Genomic DNA, 25697 nt, shown 5'->3' with positions numbered 1-25697 from the left:
ACCATTATTGCTCAGCCGGCAACGGCTTTTTGACAAATACGCCGTAGCTGATAGCACCTAGCATAAGTAAACTGGCACCGAAGATAAACACGTTGGTGAAAGCGCCTGTCATATCAAGAATGATACCCGTGACGATGGGAGCACTGGCCGCGCCGAGAAAACCACCGAAGTTCTGGATGGCACCCAGGGAGGCAACCTGTGCTTTCGGGGCGATATCGGTCGCCAGCGTCCAGATCACGCCAGAAGGCATCTGAGAAAAGAAATATCCCAGAGAAAGCAGCGCGATACATAATGTTGTGTCACTGACGAACGGCACAGGAGCGACGCAACACGCCGCGAGAGCTGCCCCGCATACAATAGGAATTTTGCGTGCGGTAATGGTATTGGTGCCGCGACGAATCAGACGGTCTGAAATTATCCCTCCGCACAGCACGCCCAAAATACCAGCCATGAACGGAATAGAGGCGACCCAACCTGTTTTCATCAAGCTGAATCCAAGAGAACGCTCCAGATAGCTGGGTAGCCAGGTTAGATAGACCCAAATGGTAAACATGATGGAGAAATTGCCCAGAATCATGAACCAGGTCGTCTTGTGTTTAAACAGAGAGCCCCAGCTTGCTTTTGGCGCGTCTGGCTTTTGCGTTTCCGGGGCGGCAACAGGACCATGGATTTCAACTTCTTCCTGTGGCGTTGGGTTACGGTAGAGCTTCATCCAGACCAGCAGGAGCGGAATACCCGCCAGCCCAATGGCGATAAACATGCCACGCCAACCCATGGTTAACAGCAGAATGGTCAAAATCGGTGGCGCAATGGCGTTGGCGATTTGCGAACCTGTATTGATGATGGCGGTGGGTAGGCCGCGTTCATTACTTGGGAACCAACGGTGGGTGATTTTAATTCCGGAGGTGAAGAACGGTGATTCAGACACCCCGAGTAACATACGCAGGCCATAGAACATGGCGTAGCCATTGACGAAGCCTGCCAGAATGGTGAACCCAGACCAGAGACCGAGAGCCCAGGAGAACATTTTTTTCGGACCGAACTTATCGACCAGCCAGCCAGCAGGCAGGTTCGCGATGGCATACGGCCATAAGAATGCGGAGAGCAGGAGTCCCATCTGTGTGGAACTGAAGCCAAACTCTTTTGAAATGGTGGTGTTGGCGATACTGAGATTAGCGCGGTCAAGATAATTCACCACGGCAGCAATCAGTAATATGAAGATAATATTCCAACGCAGACGAGATATTTTCTGCGAAGGTTGCGTTACAGCAGCAGGTGTAGATGAGGCAGTTGTCTGTTTCATTTTATTTATTTTCCGTAAACAGGCTGAGGTGAATCTTGATTACCGCTTTGCGGATAAAAGATTCACCGTGCGTTTGACAACAAGGGCGATGTAAATCTTCGGGAAAAAATACGGCAAACATTCCGGGCAGCAGATGAATAAAGGATTCGTTTCGCGTGTCGGTATAAAATACGATATCGTTTTGTTCCGCTTTATTTTCGATAACCGTATGCTCTTTGGCGCCACGCGCCACACCAATACTCTCTTCTCCAGAAATGAGGTATTGAATATCAACAAAATTAAAGTGCGACTCTGCCCGCATTTGTGCAGCAGGCACCGTAGCGGTTTCTTGCAGCAGGCAAAACATCTTGCCTGGAATAATATCGTATTTCCCTGGTGTTAATCTGGCGAAATCAGTTTGATTAATATAATCAATCCCTTTTTGGATAATAGGGTGCAGGGCATGCTTTTCCTGCGCCCAATCGCGCTGATCGCAAATAATCATAATAAAATATTCCCCTGTGAATGCGGTTTTTTATAGAGGGTAACAAGAAGGTTTATTTATTCCCGTTACCCATAGACGCTTATTTTTATCGTGTGATTTTTTTCTGGTAGTGTTCCGTTCCGTGCCGAATTTGATCGAGGATGACGGTTAATCCCCAATGTTTCTCCAGTACGTCATCTTTATTGACGCGGCACTGAATGCTGGTAAAGGTGCCGAGGCGCTGATGGTAAACCTTGGCATTTTTCGGGTAGCCCAAGGTTTCAGTCACGGCGGCCAGTGACAGGAAGTCGGCCAGTTCGTCTGCCAGCGCAGGGTTCTCTTGATAATGGTGATATAACCATACATAAAGTTCAGGATGGAAATTGGTGAACACGCCGCTAAAGCCGCGTGAACCCGCTTTCATCGCGGGGAATGCGATAGCGGCATTGGCGTTAATGATATTGAGCGGCGTTCCCTGCACCAACTCCACACGGCGGGTGACGGTAGCCAGGTCACAGCTGACGTCTTTTAGCACCACAAAACGGCCTGTATTGGCGCAATAGGTCAGCTCTTCATCACTCAATAGCCGACGATAAGGGGCTGGGCATTCATAGAGGCCGAGTGGCAGTGTCTTCGGCAGGGCGTCCAACAGATGATTCAGATTGGCAAAGAAGGTATCGCTGCCCGCTTTCTGTGGATCGAGGTGATTAGTGACCAGTACCAGTGCGTCGATGCCGGTTTCCGCCATCGCAGAAAGTTCTTCAACCTGTGCGTTGAGATCGTCGCTGATATGGCCGGAGGCAATCACGGGTATACGGCCTTGCACGTGTTCCACCACAAAGCGTGCCACGGCCACGCGTTCTTCTAACGAGAGAAACTGCATTTCGCTAGACTGACACACGGCGAACAGCGCATCGACGTTTTTGTCTATGTACCAGTCAATGAGCTTCGCCAGACCGGGATAATCGACGTCGTTCTGTTCGGTGAACGGGGTCAGCATGACAGGGACGATACCATCAATTGTTTTCATTTCTTTATTCTCCAAAAAACAGCGGTTGCGGGCGATTTTCCGCGTTAGCGTTGCGATAAACGTGCAATAACTTGTTGATGCTCAGGCATGTTAGAGGCCCCTTCCCGCTCAACGGCGAGGGAGGCAAAGGCGGAGGCGTACGTGGCGGCCTGCACCAGGTTCTGCCCGTTAGCGAGCGCGGCGGCAAACGCGCCGTTGAATGCATCCCCTGCGCCGGTCGTATCGACACCCAGTGCCGGAAAGGCAGGAATATGCTGGAACTGCTTGCCGTCCAATAACAGCGCACCGCGGGAACCCATGGTGATAATCACGCGTTTGGCTCCCATGGCAGCGATTTTCAGCGCCGCTTCTTTGGCATCGTCAACATCGTGAATATCAATGCCGGATAAAAGCGAGGCTTCCGTCTCGTTAGGCGTGATGACATCGAGATAATCCAGATAGGGCAGAATTTCACTGGAGTAGGGGGCGGGGTTAAGAATCACTTTCTTGCCCAGCGTATGGGCCAGCTTGATCGCGTTCAGCGTTGCAGAAAAGTTATTCTCTAACTGTACCAGCAGCACGTCTGAGGTGGTGAGCTCTGACGCAATGGCGGCCACTTCGTCATCGGTAATGGTTTGGTTAGCACCGGGGTGGATGGCGATCATGTTTTCGCCGTTTTGCTGCGAGACGTAAATGATCGCGTTACCCGTAGGTTCACTATCTGACTGGTACAACTTGAACGAGTGAATGTCTGATGCCGTAAAATGATCGTAGGCAAACTGGCTAAATTGGTCGGTACCCACTTTAGCGATGAAATAAACCTGTGCACCTGCCCGACTGGCAGCCATTGCCTGGTTAGCGCCTTTGCCCCCAGGGCCGATCGCGCTGCCCTGCGCCATGATGGATTCGCCGCCCTTGGGAAAACGCATCACCTTGGCGACGATATCAACATTGAACGATCCTAAAATACACACCTTGCCGTTCATCGAATTTCCTTTCTGTTTGCTGGTTTGATGTCTGTTCTGTTTTTCTAACCGCTTCAGCAGCACTTCGAAATTCTCGCCAGACGGGGCGATTAATTCGGACTGTAAGAGACGTCGTACGATCATGGCTCCACCGTAGCAGCGTTGAATCAGGTTCAACCGTGCCAGTTGATTCAAATCACTGCGGATAGTCTCTTTGCTAACGGCAAAGGCCGTTGCCAGATAATCGACGCTGGCGCGTTCATGTTTGGCCAGATAGGCCAGAATCTGATTACGTCTTTCTTCTAGAAACATGCTTACCTCAGTTGTTGGTTATGAGCCTAAAGGAGAGTCTGCGGCTAAAAAGTGACTACTGTCATAGGATGATCGGTGAAACGGAAGTAAACGGAAGTTGGTAGAATGTTATCGGTTAAGAAGGCCGTTTTTACTTTTTCCGCCCCTGCCCGCGAAGCAATATGATATTTTTAGGTAAATCTATTCGCTACGGATACACACCCATGCCAATCCGCGTTATTGCTCTCTCCAACCCGCGTCTGGCTCAGGCATTTGTCGATTACATGCGTACGCAGCAGATCCATCTGGAGATGCGGCCTCAGGGGCATGAAGCTGAGCTGTGGCTAGACGATGAAACACAGCTGAGAAACGTTCAGGAGGCGCTGGAGATTTTTCTGCGCGATCCGACAAACCCACGCTATTTGGCAGCCAGCTGGCAAACGGGATCGATGGACACCGGTATTCAATACCAACGCTATTCTTTCCTGCAAACCTTGAAACAAAAGGCTGGGCCGCTGACGCTATCCGTGATGGTGGTGACGATTGCGGTGTTTATCCTGATGCAGATTTCGGGCTATGAGAGCGTGATGGCCTGGCTAGCCTTTCCGGCTGAAGGGCAACAGGCACAGCTATGGCGCTGGTTCAGTCATGCTTTGTTGCACTTTTCCCTGCTGCATATTTTGTTCAATCTGATGTGGTGGTGGTATCTGGGTGGGCCAGTTGAGAAAGTGTTGGGTACCGGAAAATTGCTGGTCATCACGCTGGTTTCCGCATTGGTCAGCGGCTGGGCGCAGTCCTGGTTTAGCGGCACCTCTTTTGGTGGCCTGTCTGGCGTCGTTTATGCGCTGATGGGCTACGTCTGGCTACGAGGGGAAAGAGAACCTGACGGTTATTTGGCCATGCCGCGCAGCCTGATGGCCTTCGCTTTACTGTGGTTGGTCGCCGGATATTTCGATATTTTAGGTATGTCGATAGCGAATGCCGCGCATGTGGCAGGGCTGATTGTCGGGCTATTGATGGCCTTTTGGGACACGTATAATAAAACAAACCCCCGGTAAATCGGGGCGTCTTAGGGGATAAATGTGAAGCAGACACAACGGCATGACGCCATTATTGAACTGGTGCGTCGGCAGGGGTATGTCAGTACTGAAGAGCTGGTGGATCATTTTGCGGTGAGCCCGCAAACTATTCGTCGCGATTTGAACGATCTGGCCGAGCAAAATAAAATCCATCGCCACCACGGCGGTGCGGCATTGCCATCCAGTTCGGTTAACACGGCTTATCACGATCGTAAAATGATGTGGTCGGATGAAAAGGCACGTATTGCCCGTCGGGTGGCGAGCCAGATTCCAGACGGGGCGACCTTGTTTATTGATATCGGCACCACGCCCGAAGCGGTGGCCTATGCGCTGATGCAGCATAAGGATCTGCGCGTGGTCACCAATAACCTGAATGTAGCAACGCTACTGACCGCAAAAGAGGATTTTCGCCTGATTTTGGCCGGTGGCGAAGTACGCACCCGTGATGGCGGTATTATGGGGGAGGCGACGCTCGATTTTATCTCTCAGTTCCGTCTGGATTTTGGCATTTTGGGCATCAGCGGTATTGACATGGATGGGTCATTACTGGAGTTTGATTATCATGAAGTGCGCACAAAACGGGCGATTATTGAAAATTCTCGCTGCGTGATGCTGGTGACGGATCATTCCAAGTTTGGCCGTAATGCGATGGTGAACTTGGGCAACATGGATTTGATCGACTATCTTTTTACCGATCAGTCACCACCACCCAGCGTACTGAAAATTATTGAACAGCATAAGGTACAGTTGGAGTTGTGTTGAACCCGATGTGCCTTTTCCATGATGGACAAAGGAGGAGGCACGATGTCAGATTCTGCAAAAAAGCCGGGTTCTTCAGAAAAGTCAGGTTCTTTAACGCGTTCAGGAGCGGTAAAAAAGTCAGATTTTTTGACTCAGCCTGCTTCTTCCAATCACTCTGCTATCGCCTTTGATGCAGCACAGTTTGCCGCTGCGCTGCTTCGTCAACAGCGGCTCGGTGGCGTCGCTTCCCTGAAAGCGATGACGCCGGTGCAGTGCTGGCGTACCGTCAGTCTCGCGCTAGCGGAACAACTGCTGATGCATCCCGCGTCGCCAACCTCTTCCCCTGACCATTCGCCTCAGCGCCATGTGAATTACCTGTCGATGGAGTTTCTGCCCGGTCGTTTGACGGGCAACAACCTGCTGAATCTGGGATGGTATGATGCTGTCGCCGACGTACTGGCAGAGCAGGGGCTAAATCTGAGTGATGTGCTGGAGCAGGAAACCGATCCGGGTTTAGGCAACGGCGGATTAGGCCGGCTGGCATCCTGCTTTCTGGACTCGATGGCGACGGTGGGGCAGCCTGCAACGGGTTACGGCCTCAATTACCAGTACGGCCTGTTTCGTCAGCATTTCGCGCAAGAGCAGCAACGGGAAACGGCTGATGACTGGCAGCGTGACACCTATCCATGGCTTTTACCGCGTGCTGAGCTGGCGGTAGAGGTTGGGTTCGGCGGACGTCTGCAACCCCTGACGGATGGTAGCCTGCGCTGGCTACCGGATATGGTTTTCAGAGGCGAAGCCTGTGACCTGCCGGTGATTGGCTATCAAAATGGTGCCGCGCAGCCGTTACGTTTGTGGCGTGCGACGCATCGCGATCCGTTTGATTTAACCTTATTCAATGAAGGCCACTATTTGCGCGCGGCGCAGGCGGGTATTTCCGCGGCCAGTCTGACCAGCGTGCTGTACCCCAATGATAATCATGCCGCAGGCAAGCGTTTGCGTTTGATGCAGCAATATTTCCACTGTGCCTGCTCGGTGGCTGACATCCTGCGTCGCCATCTTAGCGCGGGGCGTGCTCTGTCTGCGCTGCCAGATTATGAAGTCATCCAGCTTAATGATACCCATCCGACGCTGGCGATCCCTGAGTTAATGCGCCTGCTGCTGGATGAACATCAGCTAGCCTGGGACGACGCCTGGTCGATAACCGGACGCACCTTTGCCTACACCAATCATACGCTGATGCCGGAAGCGCTTGAGCGCTGGGATGAACGGCTGTTTGGCCGCTTGCTGCCTCGCCACTTGTCGATTGTCCGGCAAATTGATGCGCAGTTTAAGGTGCAGGTCGAGCAACAATGGCCCGGCGATCGGCAGATATGGGCGAAGCTTGCCATTCGCCACCAGCGTCAGATTCGCATGGCAAACCTGTGCGTGGTGAGCTGCTTTGCGGTCAATGGCGTGGCGGCGCTGCACTCGGAACTGGTGGTGAAAGACCTGTTCCCCGAATACCACCTGCTATGGCCGACCAAATTCCACAATGTCACCAACGGCATTACGCCACGTCGTTGGCTAAAGCAGTGTAATCCGGCGCTGTCTGCGTTGATTGATGACACGCTACATACGCCATGGGTAAATGATTTACCCGCGCTGCAAGGGCTGGAGCCCTATGCTGACGATGCCGGTTTTCGTGAGCGTTATCGACAAATCAAGGCCGATAATAAAACGCAACTGGCGAGCTATCTCCGCCAACAGTATGACATTGTGATCGATCCTCTGGCGCTGTTTGATGTGCAAATTAAGCGATTGCATGAATACAAACGTCAGCATTTGAACCTACTTCATATTCTCGCGCTATATCGTCAATTGCGTGACAATCCGCATCTGGATATAGTGCCGCACGTCTTTCTGTTCGGTGCCAAAGCGGCACCGGGTTATGTCTTAGCAAAAAATATCATTTATGCCATTAATCGGGTCGCTGCGGTCATTAATCAGGATCGCCGCGTTAACGATCGCCTAAAGGTGATCTTCCCGGCGGACTATCGTGTCTCTCTGGCTGAACGGATGATTCCTGCTGCTGATGTCTCTGAGCAGATTTCGACGGCAGGTAAGGAAGCTTCTGGCACGGGCAATATGAAACTCGCGCTGAATGGCGCGTTGACCGTTGGCACGTTGGATGGGGCAAATGTAGAAATGGCGCAGCAGGTCGGTGAGGACAATCTGTTCATTTTCGGCCATACCGTAGAGCAGGTCAAAGCGTTACAGGCTCAGGGCTACGAACCGTCAGACTATCTTGCTGTGACGCCTCTGCTACGCGAAATACTGAATGAGCTAGCGAGTGGTGCATTCAGCCGGGGGGATAAAAACGCGTTTGCCCCACTGTTGGATAGCCTGCTGAAGCTGGGCGATCCCTATATGTTAATGGCCGATTTTGCACCGTATTGTGAGGTGCAGCAGCGTGTTGATGCGCTTTATCGTGAGCCGGATGAATGGACGCGTCGCTGTGTGCTGAATACCGCCAGAATGGGGATGTTCAGTTCGGACAGGGCGATTCATGATTACCAGACGCGTATTTGGCAAGCGCATCATTAGGAAAAGGAGAGGATGTTCAAGGTGGATAAACTGGCAAGCCAGCAGACCGGCATCGCGGAAAGCTATACCGATGCCTATGGCAAAGAGCACATTGTTGCTGCCGCAGTCAGAAACCAGATTCAGGCGATGATGGACGTTTCTGATAGCGGCAATGCGCCCCTGCCGCCTGTCCGTGTCTTTTTGCAAGGCCGAGATGCGGTCATCGAGCTTGCTGGTCACGGTGAATTCTTCTGGACGCTGATGTATGAAAACGGCGGTCAAATTCAAGGGCAGATAACCGGTGGTTCAACGTTAGCTCTGCCGGGCGTGCTGCCGCTGGGTTACCACTACCTGACGCTGACGCAGGCTGACCAGCGCTGGAGTTGTCGGATTATTGTTGCACCGCATCGCTGCTATGAACCCGAAGCTTTACAACAGGGAAAACGCTGGTGGGGTGTGACCGTGCAGCTTTACACCTTGCGTTCGCACAACAACTGGGGCATAGGGGATTTTGGCGATCTGCGCCAACTGGTAGAACAGATTGCCCGACGTGGCGGAGCCTTTGTGGGGCTGAACCCACTGCATTCGCTATACCCGGCGTTGGCAGAGGCGGCGAGCCCTTACAGCCCGTCGTCCCGCCACTGGCTGAACATTATTTACATCGATGTAAATCGGATTGATGATTTTCAGCAGAGCGGGGAAGCGCAGGCGTGGTGGCACCGAGAGGAGACACAAAGCGCCATCGCAGCACTGCGGGCGGGGCGCTGGGTTGATTATGAACCGGTGACGCAGCTTAAGCTGACGGCCCTGCGGCTGGCGTACCGTTATTTTACGACTCGTAGTGCGCTGGACCCGCGCATTAGTGCGTTTCGTCAGTTTGTTGTCAGCGGTGGCCAAAGTCTGCAACTTCAGGCGACGTTTGATGCGTTGCAGGCTCACCTGAAAAAACAGGGCGAGAATTATGCGGACTGGCATCAATGGCCTGCCAGCTATCATGATGTACACAGTGAAACGGTAAAAGCATTCCGCCGTGAAAACAGCGATGAGATTACGTTCTATAGCTGGCTGCAATGGGTAGCGCATGAGCAGTTAGCAGACTGCTACGCGCACAGCAAACAGCTTGGCCTGCCGTTAGGGCTGTATCGCGATTTGGCCGTCGGCGTCGCACAGGGTGGTGCAGAAACCTGGGATGAACGACAGCTCTATTGCCTTGATGCCTCAATCGGCGCACCGCCCGATCCGCTTGGGCCACAGGGACAAAATTGGCAGCTTGCGCCGATGAACCCCACCATGATGCAGCTTCGGGGCTATCAACCGTTTATCGATGTACTACGTAGCAACATGGCGCACTGCGGCGCGTTGCGTATCGATCATGTGATGGCGCTCTTGCGCCTGTGGTGGATACCGAAGGCGGAGTCGGCTGGCAACGGAGCCTACGTACATTACCCGGTCGACGATCTGCTGGCGGTACTGGCACTGGAAAGTCAGCGTCATCGCTGCTTGATTATCGGTGAGGATTTAGGCACGGTTCCGCCGGAAATTGTCAGCAAACTGCACGACTACGGTATCTATTCTTACAAGGTACTGTTTTTTGAAAAGGACGGAGAGAACCACTTTCGTCCTCCAGAGGATTACCCGCGCCAGGCGATGGCAACCATTACCACTCACGACCTTCCGACGCTACGCGGTTACTGGCAAACCGTGGATTTATCGCTTGGGCGCGAGTTAGGGCTGTACCCTGTGGAGGCGTTGTTACAAGAGCAGATGCAGCAGCGCGAAAAAGCGAAACAGGGGCTACTTAACGCATTACACCATTACGGGCTGTTGCCGCAGCGCGTTGGCCGCAACTCGGCGCTGACGACAATGGGCGCGCCGCTGAGCCGTGGTGTTCATCGCTATGTTGCCGATAGCGCCAGCGCACTGGTCGGGTTTCAACTAGAAGACTGGCTGGATATGGCCACGCCGGTGAATGTACCGGGCACCAACCGCGAATACCCTAACTGGCGACGCAAGCTGACGCGTCCGCTGGAATCGATCTTCGCTGACCGCTGCCTTGAACGACTGGTTCGGGATGTGGATTTGCGCCGCGGTGCGCCGATGAAAACGCAAAAAGCCTAACAACAAAACGAACACTTTTCCTCCCCTGAGTCGGGGAGGAAAAGCAAAGACAAATCAACAGGGGAGAGGATTAATAGTAGGAGTGCTCGCCGCGCTGGTGTTCGGTGAGGTCTCTCACGCCTTTCAGCTCAGGGAAGGTTTGTAGCAGCTCTTTCTCAATCCCTTCTTTCAGCGTGACGTCAACCATAGAACAGCCGTTACAGCCGCCGCCAAATTGCAGGATCGCCAGGCCGTCATCGGTAATTTCCATCAGCGTCACGCGGCCGCCGTGGCCGGCCAACTGTGGGTTGATCTGCGATTGCAGCACATATTCAACGCGTTCCATCAGCGGGGCGCTGTCGTCCACTTTACGCATTTTGGCGTTTGGCGCTTTCAGCGTGAGCTGAGAACCTAATTGATCGGTCACGAAGTCGATTTCAGCGTCTTCCAGATAAGGAGCGCTCAGTTCGTCCACATAAGCGGAGATCTTTTCAAACTTCAGTACGGTATCGCTGGCTTCTACGGCATCCGGCGGGCAGTAAGAAACACCGCACTCGGCGTTTGGCGTACCTGGATTAATAACAAATACGCGAATCTGTGTGCCTTCTTCCTGTTTTGCCAACAGTTTCAGGAAATGCTCCTGAGCAGCATCGGTAATACGGATCATAATAGTAAGCTCGATAGTTGACTGCACTTATCGGTTATAATACGCCCATCCTCCCCCTGACTACAAGGTTCGGCACAAACACCAGACCTGAACGCCTGCTGCGCCCTGAGCTAACAATAGCCTGCTAATTTCAGCGGCGGTACTGCCCGTCGTGACCACATCATCCAATAAAACCACCTGTTGCCCGGACAGCGAGACATCACAGGAAAATGCGCCCCTCAGGTTTCTGCGCCGTGCGCTGGCGTTGAGCGTTTGCTGCAACGGCGTGCGTCGGGTGCGCAGCAACTCGCGTGGATCGTAAGCGCAGTTCAGCCAGCGGGCGAGAGGGTGAGCGAGCAACTCGGTCTGGTTAAAGCCACGACGCCACTGGCGGTTCCGATGCAGGGGAACGGTGAACAGGCGGTCGGGGCGGAACAGCGGAACCTGCCCGGTGAACTTTCGCTCGCGGTATGCCATCTGCCAGCGTAATAACAGCTGTCGCGCAAGTACTGCTGCCAGCTCGGTTTTACCCGTAAACTTGAAATGCTTAAGTAGCGTGTTAAACGGCGGCGCGTAGTCGCTGATAAAGGTCATCGATTGCCAGGGCGGTGGATTTTGCAGGCAGCGCCCGCACTGACGCGTTGTGTCGCCGGAGGGTAAACCACAACGTGGGCAGCAGGCAGGTAAACGCGGCAAATGGCGCTGGCAGTACGAGCAAATTCCCTGCTGGCCGTTATGAAGCGGCAATAAGCATAGCCAGCAGCGTGCGGAGATGGTTAACATTGTTTTCCTTAACGATCGTTTTCCCTGAAATATATTGACCCCATGCAAACGTGAAGGGGGTTCCTGAGAAAGGAAGATAACGGATGGCAGCGTTGTATTGGCAGACTGAAGGTGCAGGAAATACGGATCTTGTGTTGCTGCACGGGTGGGGATTGAATGCGCAGGTATGGCAGAGCATGGTTGCGCGACTCGCCCCGCATTTTCGCCTGCATCTTGTCGATCTACCGGGTTATGGCAGAAGCCAGGGATTCGGGCCGATGTCCCTGAATGACATGGCGGACTGCGTGTTGGCGCAGGCTCCAGATCGCGCCGTCTGGCTGGGGTGGTCGCTTGGTGGGCTGGTTGCCAGCCAAATTGCGCTAAGCGCCCCTACACAGGTGGAAAAGCTGATTACCGTGGCGTCGTCGCCCTGTTTCAGTGCACAAGAGGGCTGGCCGGGCATCAAACCGGAAGTATTGCAGGGGTTTCAGCAGCAGCTCAGTGAAGATTTTCAGCGTACGGTTGAGCGATTTCTGGCGCTGCAAACGCTAGGAACGGAGAGCGCACGGCAGGATGCAAGGCTGTTAAAAAGCGTGGTGTTGGAACAGCCGATGCCGTCAGTCGAGGTGTTAAACGGTGGGCTGGCGATTCTGCGTGAAGCCGATTTACGCCAGCCGTTAGCCGACTTGACCGTGCCATTCCTACGGCTCTACGGTGCGTTAGATGGGCTGGTGCCGCGCAAGGTCGCTGTATTGCTGGATGACCCGTGGCCGAACTCGACGTCGGTGGTGATGCCAAAGGCCGCACATGCGCCGTTTATTTCGCATCCGGATGCCTTCTCCGAGCAGATAATCGCGTTCGCTCAGGCGTAGCCGACGATAATTTACATTTTCTCCTCAATTTCTCCACGATTTAACCGATGCTGGCAGTTAAGGTTATTCGGCACGCTGTATGCATAATGTCGGTCGTTTCAAGCTCGAGATACCGGGGCGACCACGGTGTGAGGCATCCCTACGGGAACCTCATCCCCGTGTTTCCCCTTATAAAATGCAAACGCATTTTAAATGCCACTTGTGGCAGTCCGTCAGGGCGAGCACAGGAACTGGGCGAGTAAATCCATGCTGAAGCGATCAGCATGACCTTGTATGCAGGGTTTTCTCTGGGTTGAATGAACCCGATTCTGTTCGATTATAAGTAGGCTGCTCATGAAGCAGCCACATCAAAATATGGCTGAGGAGTGTAGAAGCGATGGCGAATTTTTTTGTCGACCGTCCTATTTTTGCGTGGGTGCTGGCTATCCTTCTCAGCCTGTGCGGTATGTTGGCGATTAAGTCATTACCGCTAGAACAGTATCCCGATCTGGCTCCGCCCAGCGTAAGGATCACGGCTAACTACCCCGGTGCATCAGCACAGACGTTGGAAAATACCGTCACGCAGGTTATCGAGCAAAGCATGACCGGGCTGGATAACCTGATGTACATGTCCTCGGACAGCAGCAATACCGGGCAGTCCCGAATTATGCTGACCTTTGAAGCAGGCACTGACCCTGATGAAGCTCGTCAGCAGGTGCAAAATCAGTTGCAGTCCGCTACCCGCAAGCTGCCTCAGGATGTACAGCAGCAGGGGGTTACCGTAAGTAAAACGGGTGATACCAATATCCTGATGGTCGCGTTTGTCTCTACCGATGGCAGCATGGACAAACAGGATATCGCCGATTATGTCGCGACGAATATTCAGGAGCCGATCAGCCGCATCAGCGGGGTGGGCGAGGTTGATTCCTATGGGTCACAGTATGCGATGCGCATCTGGCTAGATCCGGCCAAACTGATGGATTATGCGCTGACGACCAGCGACGTGGTGCGGGCTATCGAATCGCAGAACAGTCAGGTTTCGGTAGGGCAAGTCGGCGGTGTACCGTCGGTAGATAATCAGGCGCTGAACGCGACGATCAACGCGCAATCCCTGTTACAGACACCGCAGCAGTTTCGCGATATTACGCTGCGGGTCAATCAAGACGGTTCTGCCGTGACGCTGGCTAATGTCGCGGAAGTGGAGTTGGGTTCTGAACGTTACGATTTTCTCAGCCGTTTTAACGGTCAGGCCGCCTCCGGGCTGGGCGTAAAACTGGCGTCGGGCGCGAATGAGCTGGAAACCGATAAACGCGTCAGAGAACGTATCGAGGAGCTATCGCAATACTTCCCACACGGGCTGGAAGCCAAAATCGCCTTCGAGACATCCCCCTTTGTTAAAGCCTCTATCACCGATGTGGTGAAAACCCTGTTTGAAGCGGTGCTGCTGGTGTTTTTGGTGATGTACCTGTTCTTACAGAATTTCCGCGCCACGCTGATTCCCACGATTGCCGTGCCTGTGGTGTTGCTCGGTACGTTTGCCGTGCTGTATGCCTTCGGCTTTAGCCTGAATACGCTGACGATGTTCGCGATGGTGCTGGCGATTGGCCTGCTGGTGGACGATGCCATCGTGGTGGTGGAAAACGTGGAGCGGGTGATGAGCGAAGAGGGGCTCTCACCACGCGACGCGACGCGAAAATCGATGGGGCAGGTGCAAGGGGCGCTGGTCGGGATTGCGCTGGTGCTGTCCGCCGTATTTGTGCCGATGGCTTTCTTTGGCGGCACCACGGGGGCGATTTATCGTCAGTTCTCCGTCACGATTGTGACGTCAATGATTCTGTCGGTGCTGGTGGCGATGATTCTGACGCCTGCGCTGTGTGCGACGCTGCTCAAGCCGCTTGCCAAAGGCCAACACCACGGTCGTAAAGGATTTTTCGGCTGGTTCAACCGCAGCTTTACCCGCACGTCGCTGAAGTATGAGCGCGGCGTCGGCAAAATATTGGTCAGTAGCGGGCGCTGGCTGCTGCTCTATATGGGCATTATCGGGATTATGGCCTTCCTGTTTTTCCGGCTGCCAACCTCGTTTCTGCCGCAGGAAGATCGGGGCGTGTTCACGACACAAGTGCAGCTTCCCCCGGGTTCGACGCAACAGCAGACCTTACAGGTGGTCAACAAGATCGAGCAGTATTATCTCACGCAGGAAAAGGACACGGTGACATCCGTGTTTTCCACCATTGGCTCGGGGCCTGGCGGTAACGGGCAGAACGTGGCGCGGCTGTTTGTGCGTCTTAAAGACTGGGATGAACGCACCGCGCCAGAGAGTAGCTCGTTTGCCGTGATCGAACGCGCGACCAAAGCATTTCGCACTATCAAGGAAGCGCGAGTATTCGCCAGCAGCCCGCCGTCGATTAACGGATTGGGTAGCGCTGCGGGCTTCGCCATGCGGTTACAGGATCGCGGTGGATTAGGGCACGATGCGCTGATGGCGGCGCGGGATCAACTGCTGAACATGGCTGACGGCAATCGCGAACTGACGCGCGTGCGGCACAACGGGCTGGATGACAGCTCGCAACTGCGGATTCATATCGATCAGCGCAAAGCACAGGCGCTGGGGGTGTCGGTGGATGACATTAACAGCACGCTGAAAACGGGCTGGGGGTCGACCTATGTGAATGACTTCCTTGACCGTGGTCGGGTGAAGAAAGTCTACGTTCAGGCGGCGGCGACGTTCCGTATGCTGCCGGATGACATCAGCAAATGGTATGTTCGCAACAACAGCGGTGGGATGGTGCCGTTCAGCGCGTTTGCACAAACCATCTGGGAAACCGGTTCGCCGCGTCTTGAGCGTTACAACGGCTACTCGTCGCTGGAAATTGTCGGTGAGGCGACGCCGGGTGTCAGTACCGGTACGGCGATGACGATCATGGAATCACTGGTGGCGAAGCTACCGGAAGGTTTTGGATTGGAGTGGACGGGGATGTCCTTACAGGAACGATTGAGCGGGGCGCAGGCACCGGCGCTGTATGCCGTTTCGCTGCTGGTGGTGTTCTTGTGCCTGGCGGCGCTGTATGAAAGCTGGACAGTGCCGTTTTCCGTCATGCTGGTGGTGCCGATGGGCGTACTTGGAGCGCTGGTAGCGACCTGGGCGCGCGGTCTGGAAAACGATGTCTATTTTCAGGTTGGGTTACTGACGGTGGTCGGGCTATCGGCGAAGAACGCCATCCTGATTGTGGAATTCGCCAACGAGATGAACCAGAAAGGGAAGGATCTGGTTGAGGCCACGCTGGAAGCCTCCCGCCAGCGTCTGCGACCCATCTTGATGACATCGCTGGCGTTTATCTTCGGCGTATTACCGATGGCGACCAGCAGCGGTGCGGGCTCGGCCAGCCAGCATGCGGTGGGAACGGGCGTGATCGGCGGTATGCTGGCGGCCACCTTCCTCGCCATCTTCTTCGTGCCCTTGTTCTTTGTTGTCGTGCGCCGTCGCTTCCCGTTGAGAGATAAGATCTCGGAATAGAGAGCAGGTAGCATTGCCGAAGGCTTGATGAACTTAGCCGAATGGCGGCTGACTGGGTGTCCATAAATAACACTATTTAGTCCGAACTGTTCATTTCTTCACGCTGAACAGTTCGCTCTAATACCTCTGTAAAAGAGGAGATGTTATGGATATGCATGTATGGTTTTACTTTGCGCTTGCCTGTTGCGGCCTTACGTTGACCCCTGGACCGAATGCGTTACTGGTCATCACGCACAGTATCCGGTTCGGGCCTGCTATCACCCTATATACCATTTTGGGCGGAATACTGGCCTTCGCACTGCTGATGACGGTGTCCCTGTTTGGCATTGATGTGTTGCTTAACATGTATCCTTCTTTCCTGACTTACATAAAATTTGCTGGCGGCATGTATCTTATCTGGCTGGGCTTCAGGCAATGGCGGTTAAGGACGCTGAATATCGGTGAGTCTGCGCCATTGGCGGCATCGATAAGTCGGTTATCTCTTTTTACTCAGGGGGCCGCGTCGGCGGGAGCGAATCCGAAAGTCTTCTTATTTTTCGGAGCGTTTCTCTCTCAATTTATCGATCCGACAAAGGACACCTTGCTGCAATTTGTCGTGATGGTCGCCACCTTTGCTGCTGTGGAATTTCTGGTTGAACTGGCTATCAATCTGACAGCGGGACGGTTCCGATCTTATCTCGCGGTACATGGAAAAGCCTTCAGCATGGTCTGCGGTGCCATCTTTATGACGGTTGGCGGGCTGGTGCTGTTTATGCAGTAAACGGCGGGTCTGGTTCTGAGAAAGACGCTTTCCCTGTTGAGGCGTAAAATAGGGTTATCTCTGTCTGGATTGCGCTGTCGCGATCCGTTTTTTGAGCAGGTGTAAAATGGTCAATCCCCAGGTAAAATTTGTTCTGCTGCTGATGCCGGGGTTTTCTCTTTTGTCGGTCGGCGGGTTTCTTGACAAGCTGCGGTTCTCCAGCGATGAAGAGGACTATAGCCGTCAGTTGACCTGTTCCTGGACGCTGACAGCGCTGGATAGCCACCCTGTGACAGCCAGCTGTGGTGCTGTACTCATACCGGATCAGGCGGTTTCAACGCGGCAAATCCATGCTGGAAACTGCGATTATTTCGTCATCTTTGGTGGGAATACGCCAGCAAAAATATTATCGGATACCGCTTCTTACCTCCCGCTGCTGCGGCACCTTCGACGCAGCAAAATCCCCCTCGTGAGTGTCGATAACGCCGCCTTTCTCCTCGCGGAGACGGGTTTTTCCGGCAAACGTATTCTTGTCCACTGGCGTCATTTTGATGAATTTAAAGCGCGGTTTCCATCGATTACTCCTGTTACAGACAAGAACGTCATGGAAGAAGGGAACCTCTATTCCTGCCCCGGAGGCAGTGCCACTATCGAGCTGGCGGCCTTTCTTCTGGAAAAAAAACTGGGCAGGGAAAGGGCTATCAAGGGGTTGTCAGATATGTTGGTCGGCGGATTTGTGCCACCGTCTAACCTGACATGGAACAGCTCTGAGCTTGAAGCCATGCCGATGTCGGTACGGCGGGCGCTGATTATCATGCGCCAGAGTCTGGCAAGCAGGCTTAGTTCTGAGGAGATTGCCCAGCGCAGCGGCCTGTCGCGTAGACAGTTGGATAGGTCGTTGCAAAAGAGTATTGGCCGCACCATCCAGCAGGCATACATGGACATGAAGATCGCTCAGGCGTGCTGGTTGATGTTACGTACTTCTCGTACCTTGTCCCAAATTGCGACAGATACCGGTTTTTCCGATCCCAGCCATCTGAACCGTATTTTCAGGCTGCATCTGGGGCTGACACCCGGAAAATGGCGTCAGGAGAATGCATTTGAAACGTAACAGCCAGATTGAATTTGTTATTGAAAATAGATGTAGATGCAATAATTTATGGTGAAATTCATCAAACTGTAAAAAAAGGTAACTACGTTATGTCCTGCTAAACTACGCAACCAAGGACATAACAATGAAAGCTCGCTGGTTACTGCCTTTACTGATTTCTGCTGCACTGCCAGGAATGGTGCAGGCTCAGGCCATTTATCCCATTGACCGCGCCACGATGCTGGCAGGCGGAAAATTCGATTTTAAAGTCGAGTTTGATGAAGTACTCAAGCCGGAAGATATTCGCATTCTGATCAACGGCAAAGATTACCAGCAGGTGCTGGGCAAAACGGCCTCGTTTGTTGAGCGTGAAGACGGCGGCAACGCCTCTACGATCTGGCTGCGAGACGTGAACCTGCCAGAAGCAGGCAAGTATGTGGTAGAAGCGGAAGCAAAAGGCAAAAAAACACAGGTGAGCTGGGACGTTTATTCCGCGTCCGGTACGCGTAAAGCCAAAAACGTGATTCTGTTCATCGGCGATGGCCTGTCCGTCGCACACCGCACCGGCGCACGCATCCTGTCGAAAGGCGTGACGGAAGGGAAAGCAGACGGTCGTCTGGCGATTGATGATCTGCAATATATGGCGTTTGGCGGTACTTCCAGTACTGACTCCATCGCGGCCGACAGCGCCAACACCATGAGTGCTTACATGACCGGCCACAAATCCGGTGTGAATGCGCTGGGTGTGTACGTCAGCCGTAGCAAAAATTCACTGGATCACCCAAAGCAGGAAACGCTGGGTGAACTGCTGACTCGTTCTACCAAAATGTCTGTTGGCGTCGTCAGTGATGCTGAACTTCAGGATGCGACGCCAGCCGCGGTGGTTTCCCACACTCGCCGCCGTGCGGATAAAGCTGAAATCGTCGAGATGTTCTACAACGTGCAGCCGACAGTCATGCTGGGCGGCGGTTCAGCCTACTTCCTGCCGAAAAGCACGCCGGGATCAAAGCGTAAAGACGAAACCAACTACGTTGAGAAATTCCAGCAGGCGGGTTACTCACTGGTTACCGATGCGGATTCTCTGAAGAAAAACGCGTCACAGGCTACCAAGCTGCTGGGGCTGTTCCACACCGGTAATATGGACGGCGTGATGGATCGTCGTTTCCTGAAAAATGACGTGGCCAAGAAATTCCCTAATCAGCCTGACCTGACTGAAATGACGCAGGCGGCGCTGGATGTGCTGTCCAAAAACCAAGATGGCTTCTTCCTGATGGTGGAATCCGCGCTGATCGACAAAGCCTCTCACCCATTGGATTGGGAACGTGCGTTTACGAACACCATCATGCTGGATCAGTCTGTCGCGATCGCCAAGAAGTTCGTGGAGAAGAACCCAGACACGATGATCATCGTAACGGGTGACCATACTCACGGTCTGTCTATTATCGGTACGGTCGATGACAGCAAACCAGGCACCGAGATGCGTGAGAAAGTCGGCGTGTATGAAGACGCTGGCTATCCGAACTATAAAGACGCCAACAAAGACGGCTACCCGGATGATCTGAACGTTTCCAAACGTCTGGCGGTATTCTTCAACAACTACCCTGACTATTACGAAACATTCCGTCCGAAGCTGGATGGCCAGTTCGTGCCTGCTATCAAGAACGAAAAAGATGAGTACGTTGCCAACAAAGCCTATGAGAAAGTGCCGGGTGCGGTATTCCGTGAAGGGATTCTGCCACGCTCTTCCGACACAGGTGTTCATGCCGTTGACGATATGGTGATTCAGGCGAGTGGCCCAGGTGCAGAACGTATCCGTGGCTACATGGAAAACACCGATCTGTTCCGCGTGATTGTTGATGCACTGGCGGTAAAACCGCAAGACAAAAAGTAATCCTACGACGCTATGAATAATGCGAAATGCAGCAAAGCGGGGGTAACCCCGCTTTTATTCTCTTGGCTGCGTGCGGTGTTGGTGTTGCTGCTCCTTGGTGGCATCGCACCCGTGAACGCCGCGCAGTCTGAACTCTCCTTCGATAAGCTGTATGCCTCTTACGGCGTGCTGGGTCTTGAATTCTCCAATGACGTCAAAGCACTTTCCGGCAAACGGGTAAAGATGCACGGCTTCATGGCACCGCCGCTCAAGGCGGAGTCACAATTCTTTGTTTTAACTAAAATGCCGATGGCGCTGTGCCCCTTCTGTTCGTCTGATGCGGACTGGCCCGAAGATATCGTTGTGGTCTATCTCGCCAAACGTCAGACCTTCGTACAGAACAACACCATGATTGAAGTAGAAGGCGTGTTGGAGCACGGATCGTGGACCGATCCCGAAACGGGTTTTGTCAGCCTGCTGCGACTGCGTGAAGCGACGTTCGATACCCTTTAGGAGCGCTGATGGCTGAGTTATTGATTCAACACCTGAGTGTGACCTTCCCCGATACGTCTGAGGCCGTGCTGGATATTCCCGCACTGTCGATTCGTTCTGGCGAACGAGTGGCGGTGATGGGGCCTTCTGGCTCCGGTAAAACCACGTTGGTGAATGCCATCACTGGCATGGATCACAGTGGAACGGGTCAGGTGCAGTGGGAAAAGCAGGACATTTGGCAGTTGAATGAAGCAGAACGTGACCGTTGGCGGGCAAAGCATATCGGACTGGTGATGCAGGATTTCCACCTTTTTCCCGGTCTGAATGCGATAGAGAACGTCTTACTACCCGCACAGTTTCATCACTGGCGGATACCCACGTCGCTCAGGCAACGGGCGGCAGATTTGCTGGCACAGGTCGGGCTGGATACGGGAAAACGCCCGGTTGAGGTGTTATCACGTGGCGAGAAGCAGCGGGTGGCGGTAGCAAGAGCCTTGCTCAGCAACCCAGACATCATCGTCGCCGATGAGCCAACGGCCAGTTTGGATGCACAGAGCGGTGAGCAGATTGCTGACTTGCTGGTGACGCTGGCGCGCGAAAGTCGCGCAACGCTTATCGCCATTACGCACGATGCGCGTCTGGCTTCCCAGATGTCGCGCTGTATTCAACTGGAAAAAGGACGCCTTGTGGCGGACAAGCCCTATCAGGAGGATCGTGCATGATTCCATGGCGTCTTATCTGGGTCGACTGGCGTCGGCTATGGCCGGGTGTGCTGGTCGTGGTGTTGCTGATCGCGGTGGCGACAGCATTAAGTATTTCGGTGAGTTTGCAGGAAAGAGCATTACGTATGGGCAGCGCCAAGGCTGCCGATCGTTTTGATTTGGTGATTGGTGCGCCGGGAAGCGAAACACAGCTCGTGCTGTCATCCGTATTTTTGCAACCGTCTGCGCTAACGTTGATTCCCGCGCAGGTGCTGACCGATCTGGAGAAGAATCCACTGGTGGCGTGGACGGCTCCGGTCGCGTTTGGTGATTTTTATCAAGGGATGCCGATTATCGGCACCACGCCGCCGCTGGTGACGGATAACGGCAAGCGACAGCTCACCGCCGGACGTCTCTTCAACGATGGTTTTGAAGCTGTGGTCGGCGCGCAAACCGGGCTGACGGTGGGGAGTACGTTCAGCCCGATTCATGGTCAGGTGGGAACAGAAGGCGCGCACGCGCACGATGACGTCACCTACACCGTTGTCGGTGTGTTGCCTGCTGACGGCAGCGCGTGGGATAAAGCGATTCTGGTTCCGGTGAACGCGGTATGGCGGGTACATGGAATCCATCCACCGCATGATGCGGATGATGCACACCACGATGGCCACGACCATGGCGCACATGAACATGAACATGAACATGAAGGTGAACATGGGCATGATGACGCTGCGCACACGGAAGATGAGGCGCATGCTGATGAAGATCACGATGAAGCTCATTCTGCGGAAGGTTCGGGAAGCCGTGACCACCCTGCTGAGGCCGCGAACCCTGCTACGGCAGCACATGCTGACGAGCACGGCGAAGAAGAGGCGCACGAGCACAAACATCAGGCGGGGCTGCCTGCGATTGTTGTGAAACCAAAAACAATTGCAGGGGCTTATCAACTGCGTTCGCTGTATCGCAGCAACACGACGCTGGCGGTGTTCCCCGGTGAAGTGCTGGTGAAGTTGTACTCGATGCTGGGTGATATACGCGAACTGCTGACCTATATCTCGCTGGGGACACAGGGATTAGTCGGCGTGGCTGTGGCGATGGTGGCAGTTATCCACCTGCGTCAGCGGCAGAAACAGATCGGTGCACTCCGGGCGTTTGGCGCGCCGCGCTACGGCATTTTTACGCTGATTTGGAGCGGATTGATGTCGCTGGTGGGCGTCGGCGTGTTGCTGGGTGTCGGTCTTGGCTACCTTGCGGCACGTGCGATTGCGGTAGTCATGAGCGAAAAAAGCGGCTTCGTGCTGCCAGTGACGTTGGAATGGGAAGATATCCACTTCGTCCTGCTCCTGTTGCTGGTTGCCGCTGTTGTCCTCACGATCCCAGCGATGCTGTCTTACCGGCAGTCTCCCGCAACGGCGCTGCGAGGGGAATAAGTGCGTTGACTCATTCGCTAAGCTAAGCTGTGTTGGCATCGGGCGCGTTGTTTTGGCACCCGATGCTGTTTTTTCTCCCCTCTACAGCCCCCTCGCTTGAACCGCTAAGACGATGAAAAGTCTATTCTACGGCTAGCTCAAACCGTAGGCAGAGGCATATACTTCGGCGGCGAATAAATAAATGATGTTCCCTCCTCAGTACGGTCAACACGGATTGTTATGTTAAAGAACGGTTTTATCTTTTCAGGGCTGTGCTTAGTGCTATCGCATGCCGCAGCGCTACCCGTCATGGAAGCTAAGGTGAACGGGATGGCGGAAATTAACGTCGACGGCGGCAATTTTTATGTGGGTTCTGTCTTTGGCCCAGAAGACTATGCGGCCCATGCCAACACGTCGATCACCTCTTTTTCCATGACGCAAACAGAAATCACCTATCAGCAGTACCATGCACTGCAAGATTGGGCGGACGCACACGGTTATCAGCTGAGTGGCGGCTGCAATGGCGCGACGTTTGAAGATTGTTTGCCACCTGAGCAGGATGGTGGGCAACACCCCGTGACCAATGTTTCATGGTGGGATGCGGTGATTTTTGCCAATGCACTCAGCGAGCGGCAGCAACTGCAACCTCGTTACCTCACTATTGACGGTAAGACGCTGAAGCGTGCTCCAGAAGACGATAACGACAAGTTGATGCGTGAGAATCCGCAGGCATCAGGTTACCGCTTGCCGACGTTGGCGGAATGGCAAATAGCGGCCAGAGGCGGTAAGAAGGGACTTGCGGATGCCACTTACGGCGCTCGCTATGCAGGCAGCGAACAGCCGGAGCGCGTGGCGCATTTTCCTTCGGAAAAGCCGTTGTTTGGAACGGTGCCAGTGGCATCGAAGCGCCCCAATTCACTGGGTCTTTACGACATGAGTGGCAATGTCTCTGAGTGGTTGAATGAGCCCTATGCGGTAGAAGGCGGCAAAACGATGTTCTACTTTTGCGGCGGAAGTTATCTGGAACAGGTGCATAGCCTGGCAAGCTGCGATCTGCATACGCCCGGTTTTTTCATGCCGGATATCGGTTTTCGATTGGTAAGGACGCGTGGTGATAAATAAATTCGTTGGTGGGGTGGTGCTCTGCGCCATCAGCAGCGCTGCCGCTGCACTGTCTCCCGTGGTGCTGAAAGACGGCATTAACCGATTGGATCTGAATCAGGACGGTGGGCAAGACTATGTTGTCGTGGCGCAGTTTGACAACAATACCTCGCATCCTCATCTCGGGCTGACTTTCTTTATACAACGGCCGGATGGCGGACACAGCATTATGCCAGTTGCCAACAGTAATACATTTACCTGGTTTGATTATCGGCTGTCCGCCGCTGCTGATTTTCTGGTACAGGATAACCAACTGTTCCTGTCTGGAGGTCGCTACTTTCTGGTATCGGCGAGGAAGGAAGGGGAAAACGCCTTTGATCCTGCAAAAGTGATTTTGACGATTTACGGTTTCAACTCGTCGCAGGACGATCCGGGTGTACCGTTGTATGAATGGTCAGAACGCAAGCGTGTGGTAACGCAAAATGCCTACCAATCCGTCGATGAGGCCTACAAGGAAGTCGATGAGGCAATGCTAGCAAAATGAAAACGCCGATGTTAATCGCAGCAGGACTACTTTTGCCTTTCGGGGCGTTGGCACAGCTTAGCGAGCGGGATTATCAGCAGCGGGTACAGGATTTTTTTGATGCAGGATCGCCTTTGTGTCTGGGCGAGAAACAGTGGCCGGTGCATAGCCCTAAAGGTGACGCACCTTGGAACATTGGGCGTTTGCACGCGTTGGTCGATGCGGGTCTGGCTTATGCCACGCCGGAAGGAACCAGCACGGTATACCGTTTATCGCCCATAGGGGATAAAAACTGGCGTCAGTACGGTGACTTGTGTTACGGCAGGATGCAGGTGGAGCGCATTGAGAAAGTCGATCGCGTGACTCAGGAACTGGCGGTGGTGTATTTCACTTATCGTTTAACGCCACTGGAGAACTGGGCGCATAACCGGGCGCTACGTTTTGCCTTTAGCGAGCTGGATAATCTTGTTGGTGGCGTAGGAACCACGCGCTATTCGGCCACCCTTCGTGAAGCGTTAGGCGGAGCGGCGAAATTGCAGGATTACCCTGTGCCAGTAGAACTGGATTATTGATGCTAAAAAACAGGGTGAACGTGGTTCACCCTGTTTTTTTACTCTTGTGGCATCACGCCGGAAGGGATTAGCGTAAATCCAACATCGCGATATGATCCATATCGTCAAACGTCAGATTTTCGCCGATCATGCCCCAGATAAAGGCGTAGTTTTTGGTGCCGACACCGGTGTGAATCGACCAACTGGGGGAGATCACCGCCTGTTCGTTATGCATCACCAGATGACGCGTTTCATGCGGTTCACCCATCATATGGAAAATAATGGTGTCTTCCGCCATATCAAAATAGAAGTAAACCTCCATTCTGCGTTCATGGGTATGCGTTGGCATTGAATTCCAGTTGCTGCCTTCTGCCAGACGCGTTAATCCCATGCTCAGTTGACAGGTTTCTACCACTTCCGGCACCAGATATTTGCAAATCGTCCGTTTGTTGCAGGTCGTGACGTCTCCCAACGGCGCTTTTATCGCGTCATCCTGCGTGATGATACGTGTCGGGTAAACGGCATGCGCGGGGGCGCTGTTATAATACAGTTTTGCCGGTTTAGTCTTGTCGAGGCTACTAAAGGCTAAGGCCTTGGCTCCCTTGCCGACATAGAGCGCCTCCTCGTTGCCAACCTGATAGCTTGTGCCGTCGATGACGATTTCTGCCGGGCCGCCGATATTGATCAGCCCCAGTTCGCGCCGCTCAAGAAAATAATTCACGCCAAACTGTTTGCCGATGCCGTCATCAAACGTTATCTCGCCATCCACCGGCATGATCCCGCCCACAACAATACGGTCGATGTGGCTGTAAGTCATGGTGTAGTGGTTTGGCGTAAATATCTTCTCAATGAGAAATTTCTTTCTCAGCTCGGTGGTATCAAGCGTTTTCGCATGCTCACTGTGTACACTTTGTCTTACGTCCATTTTGCTACCT

General features: G+C 53.6%; 22 protein-coding genes. 15 read left to right on the top strand and 7 right to left on the bottom strand.

Annotation, left to right across the window (positions count from 1 at the left end):
* Positions 1-4: 4 nt before the first annotated feature.
* From E2566_RS19830 to rbsK, 4 genes are all read right to left on the bottom strand, one after another.
* Positions 5-1303, bottom strand: coding sequence for an MFS transporter (locus E2566_RS19830; RefSeq protein ID WP_107168937.1), 1299 nt, complete (start codon positions 1301-1303; stop codon positions 5-7).
* Between the two features lies 1 nt (position 1304).
* A complete protein-coding gene (locus E2566_RS19825) occupies positions 1305-1787 on the bottom strand; it encodes a NanQ anomerase/TabA/YiaL family protein (RefSeq protein WP_107168936.1) in 483 nt (160 codons plus the stop codon).
* An 85-nt stretch (positions 1788-1872) separates the two neighbouring features.
* Entirely contained in the window at positions 1873-2796 is a 924-nt protein-coding gene (locus E2566_RS19820; RefSeq protein WP_107168935.1) for a dihydrodipicolinate synthase family protein, read from the bottom strand.
* 44 nt (positions 2797-2840) lie between these two features.
* Positions 2841-4052: a ribokinase gene (rbsK, locus tag E2566_RS19815; RefSeq protein ID WP_107168934.1), complete on the bottom strand. Its 1212-nt coding sequence runs from the start codon at positions 4050-4052 to the stop codon at positions 2841-2843.
* Positions 4053-4255: 203 nt separating this feature from the next.
* Between rbsK and glpG the strand changes: the two genes are divergently transcribed.
* The 4 genes from glpG to malQ are packed head-to-tail and all read left to right on the top strand — an operon-like array spanning position 4256 to position 10534.
* Positions 4256-5089, top strand: a complete 834-nt coding sequence (glpG, locus tag E2566_RS19810) for a rhomboid family intramembrane serine protease GlpG (RefSeq protein ID WP_107168933.1) — start codon at positions 4256-4258, stop codon at positions 5087-5089.
* A 24-nt stretch (positions 5090-5113) separates the two neighbouring features.
* Positions 5114-5872, top strand: a complete 759-nt coding sequence (locus E2566_RS19805; RefSeq protein WP_005969330.1) for a DeoR/GlpR family transcriptional regulator — start codon at positions 5114-5116, stop codon at positions 5870-5872.
* A gap of 42 nt (positions 5873-5914) precedes the next feature.
* The gene (gene malP, locus E2566_RS19800; RefSeq protein WP_107168932.1) at positions 5915-8437 is read left to right on the top strand and encodes a maltodextrin phosphorylase; all 2523 of its coding nucleotides are present in this window, start codon (positions 5915-5917) and stop codon (positions 8435-8437) included.
* 12 nt (positions 8438-8449) lie between these two features.
* Positions 8450-10534: a 4-alpha-glucanotransferase gene (gene malQ, locus E2566_RS19795; protein ID WP_107168931.1), complete on the top strand. Its 2085-nt coding sequence runs from the start codon at positions 8450-8452 to the stop codon at positions 10532-10534.
* Positions 10535-10604: 70 nt separating this feature from the next.
* On the opposite strand, the gene nfuA is transcribed toward malQ, so the two are convergent.
* Both nfuA and gntX read right to left on the bottom strand, forming a co-directional pair.
* Entirely contained in the window at positions 10605-11180 is a 576-nt protein-coding gene (gene nfuA / locus E2566_RS19790) for a Fe-S biogenesis protein NfuA (protein WP_039304954.1), read from the bottom strand.
* Between the two features lie 60 nt (positions 11181-11240).
* Positions 11241-11942: a DNA utilization protein GntX gene (gntX, locus tag E2566_RS19785; protein ID WP_107168930.1), complete on the bottom strand. Its 702-nt coding sequence runs from the start codon at positions 11940-11942 to the stop codon at positions 11241-11243.
* Positions 11943-12025: 83 nt separating this feature from the next.
* On the opposite strand from gntX, the gene bioH reads away from it, so the two are divergent.
* From bioH to E2566_RS19730, 11 genes are all read left to right on the top strand, one after another.
* Positions 12026-12793: a pimeloyl-ACP methyl ester esterase BioH gene (gene bioH, locus E2566_RS19780; RefSeq protein WP_107168929.1), complete on the top strand. Its 768-nt coding sequence runs from the start codon at positions 12026-12028 to the stop codon at positions 12791-12793.
* 376 nt (positions 12794-13169) lie between these two features.
* Entirely contained in the window at positions 13170-16286 is a 3117-nt protein-coding gene (acrD, locus tag E2566_RS19775; protein ID WP_107168928.1) for a multidrug efflux RND transporter permease AcrD, read from the top strand.
* Between the two features lie 145 nt (positions 16287-16431).
* Positions 16432-17046, top strand: a complete 615-nt coding sequence (locus E2566_RS19770) for a LysE family translocator (protein WP_107168927.1) — start codon at positions 16432-16434, stop codon at positions 17044-17046.
* 106 nt (positions 17047-17152) lie between these two features.
* Entirely contained in the window at positions 17153-18136 is a 984-nt protein-coding gene (locus E2566_RS19765) for a GlxA family transcriptional regulator (RefSeq protein WP_107168926.1), read from the top strand.
* Positions 18137-18260: 124 nt separating this feature from the next.
* Positions 18261-20006 carry an alkaline phosphatase gene (locus E2566_RS19760; RefSeq protein ID WP_107168925.1) on the top strand — a complete coding sequence of 582 codons (1746 nt, stop codon included), beginning with the start codon at positions 18261-18263 and terminating at the stop codon, positions 20004-20006.
* Positions 20007-20018: 12 nt separating this feature from the next.
* Positions 20019-20498, top strand: coding sequence for a hypothetical protein (locus E2566_RS19755; protein ID WP_107168924.1), 480 nt, complete (start codon positions 20019-20021; stop codon positions 20496-20498).
* An 8-nt stretch (positions 20499-20506) separates the two neighbouring features.
* Positions 20507-21199 (top strand): ABC transporter ATP-binding protein, encoded by a 693-nt coding sequence (locus E2566_RS19750; protein ID WP_107168923.1) that lies wholly within the window; start codon positions 20507-20509, stop codon positions 21197-21199.
* Entirely contained in the window at positions 21196-22608 is a 1413-nt protein-coding gene (locus E2566_RS19745) for an FtsX-like permease family protein (protein WP_107168922.1), read from the top strand. Before E2566_RS19750 ends, E2566_RS19745 begins: the two co-directional genes overlap by 4 nt.
* A 219-nt stretch (positions 22609-22827) precedes the next feature.
* The gene (locus tag E2566_RS19740) at positions 22828-23709 is read left to right on the top strand and encodes an SUMF1/EgtB/PvdO family nonheme iron enzyme (protein ID WP_107168921.1); all 882 of its coding nucleotides are present in this window, start codon (positions 22828-22830) and stop codon (positions 23707-23709) included.
* Positions 23699-24232 carry a carbapenem self-resistance protein CarG family protein gene (locus E2566_RS19735; RefSeq protein ID WP_107168920.1) on the top strand — a complete coding sequence of 178 codons (534 nt, stop codon included), beginning with the start codon at positions 23699-23701 and terminating at the stop codon, positions 24230-24232. Before E2566_RS19740 ends, E2566_RS19735 begins: the two co-directional genes overlap by 11 nt.
* Positions 24233-24240: 8 nt before the next feature.
* Positions 24241-24783 carry a carbapenem biosynthesis protein CpmH gene (locus tag E2566_RS19730; protein ID WP_240618621.1) on the top strand — a complete coding sequence of 181 codons (543 nt, stop codon included), beginning with the start codon at positions 24241-24243 and terminating at the stop codon, positions 24781-24783.
* A gap of 67 nt (positions 24784-24850) precedes the next feature.
* Here E2566_RS19730 and kduI read toward each other — a convergent pair whose 3' ends face one another.
* A complete protein-coding gene (gene kduI, locus E2566_RS19725; RefSeq protein ID WP_107168918.1) occupies positions 24851-25687 on the bottom strand; it encodes a 5-dehydro-4-deoxy-D-glucuronate isomerase in 837 nt (278 codons plus the stop codon).
* Positions 25688-25697: the final 10 nt, after the last annotated feature.

Origin of the sequence: Pectobacterium punjabense (assembly GCF_012427845.1) — a bacterium.
GTDB lineage: Bacteria > Pseudomonadota > Gammaproteobacteria > Enterobacterales > Enterobacteriaceae > Pectobacterium > Pectobacterium punjabense.
The sequence above is the reverse complement of the archived record's forward strand: the minus strand, read 5'-3'. Positions and strand labels throughout refer to the sequence as shown.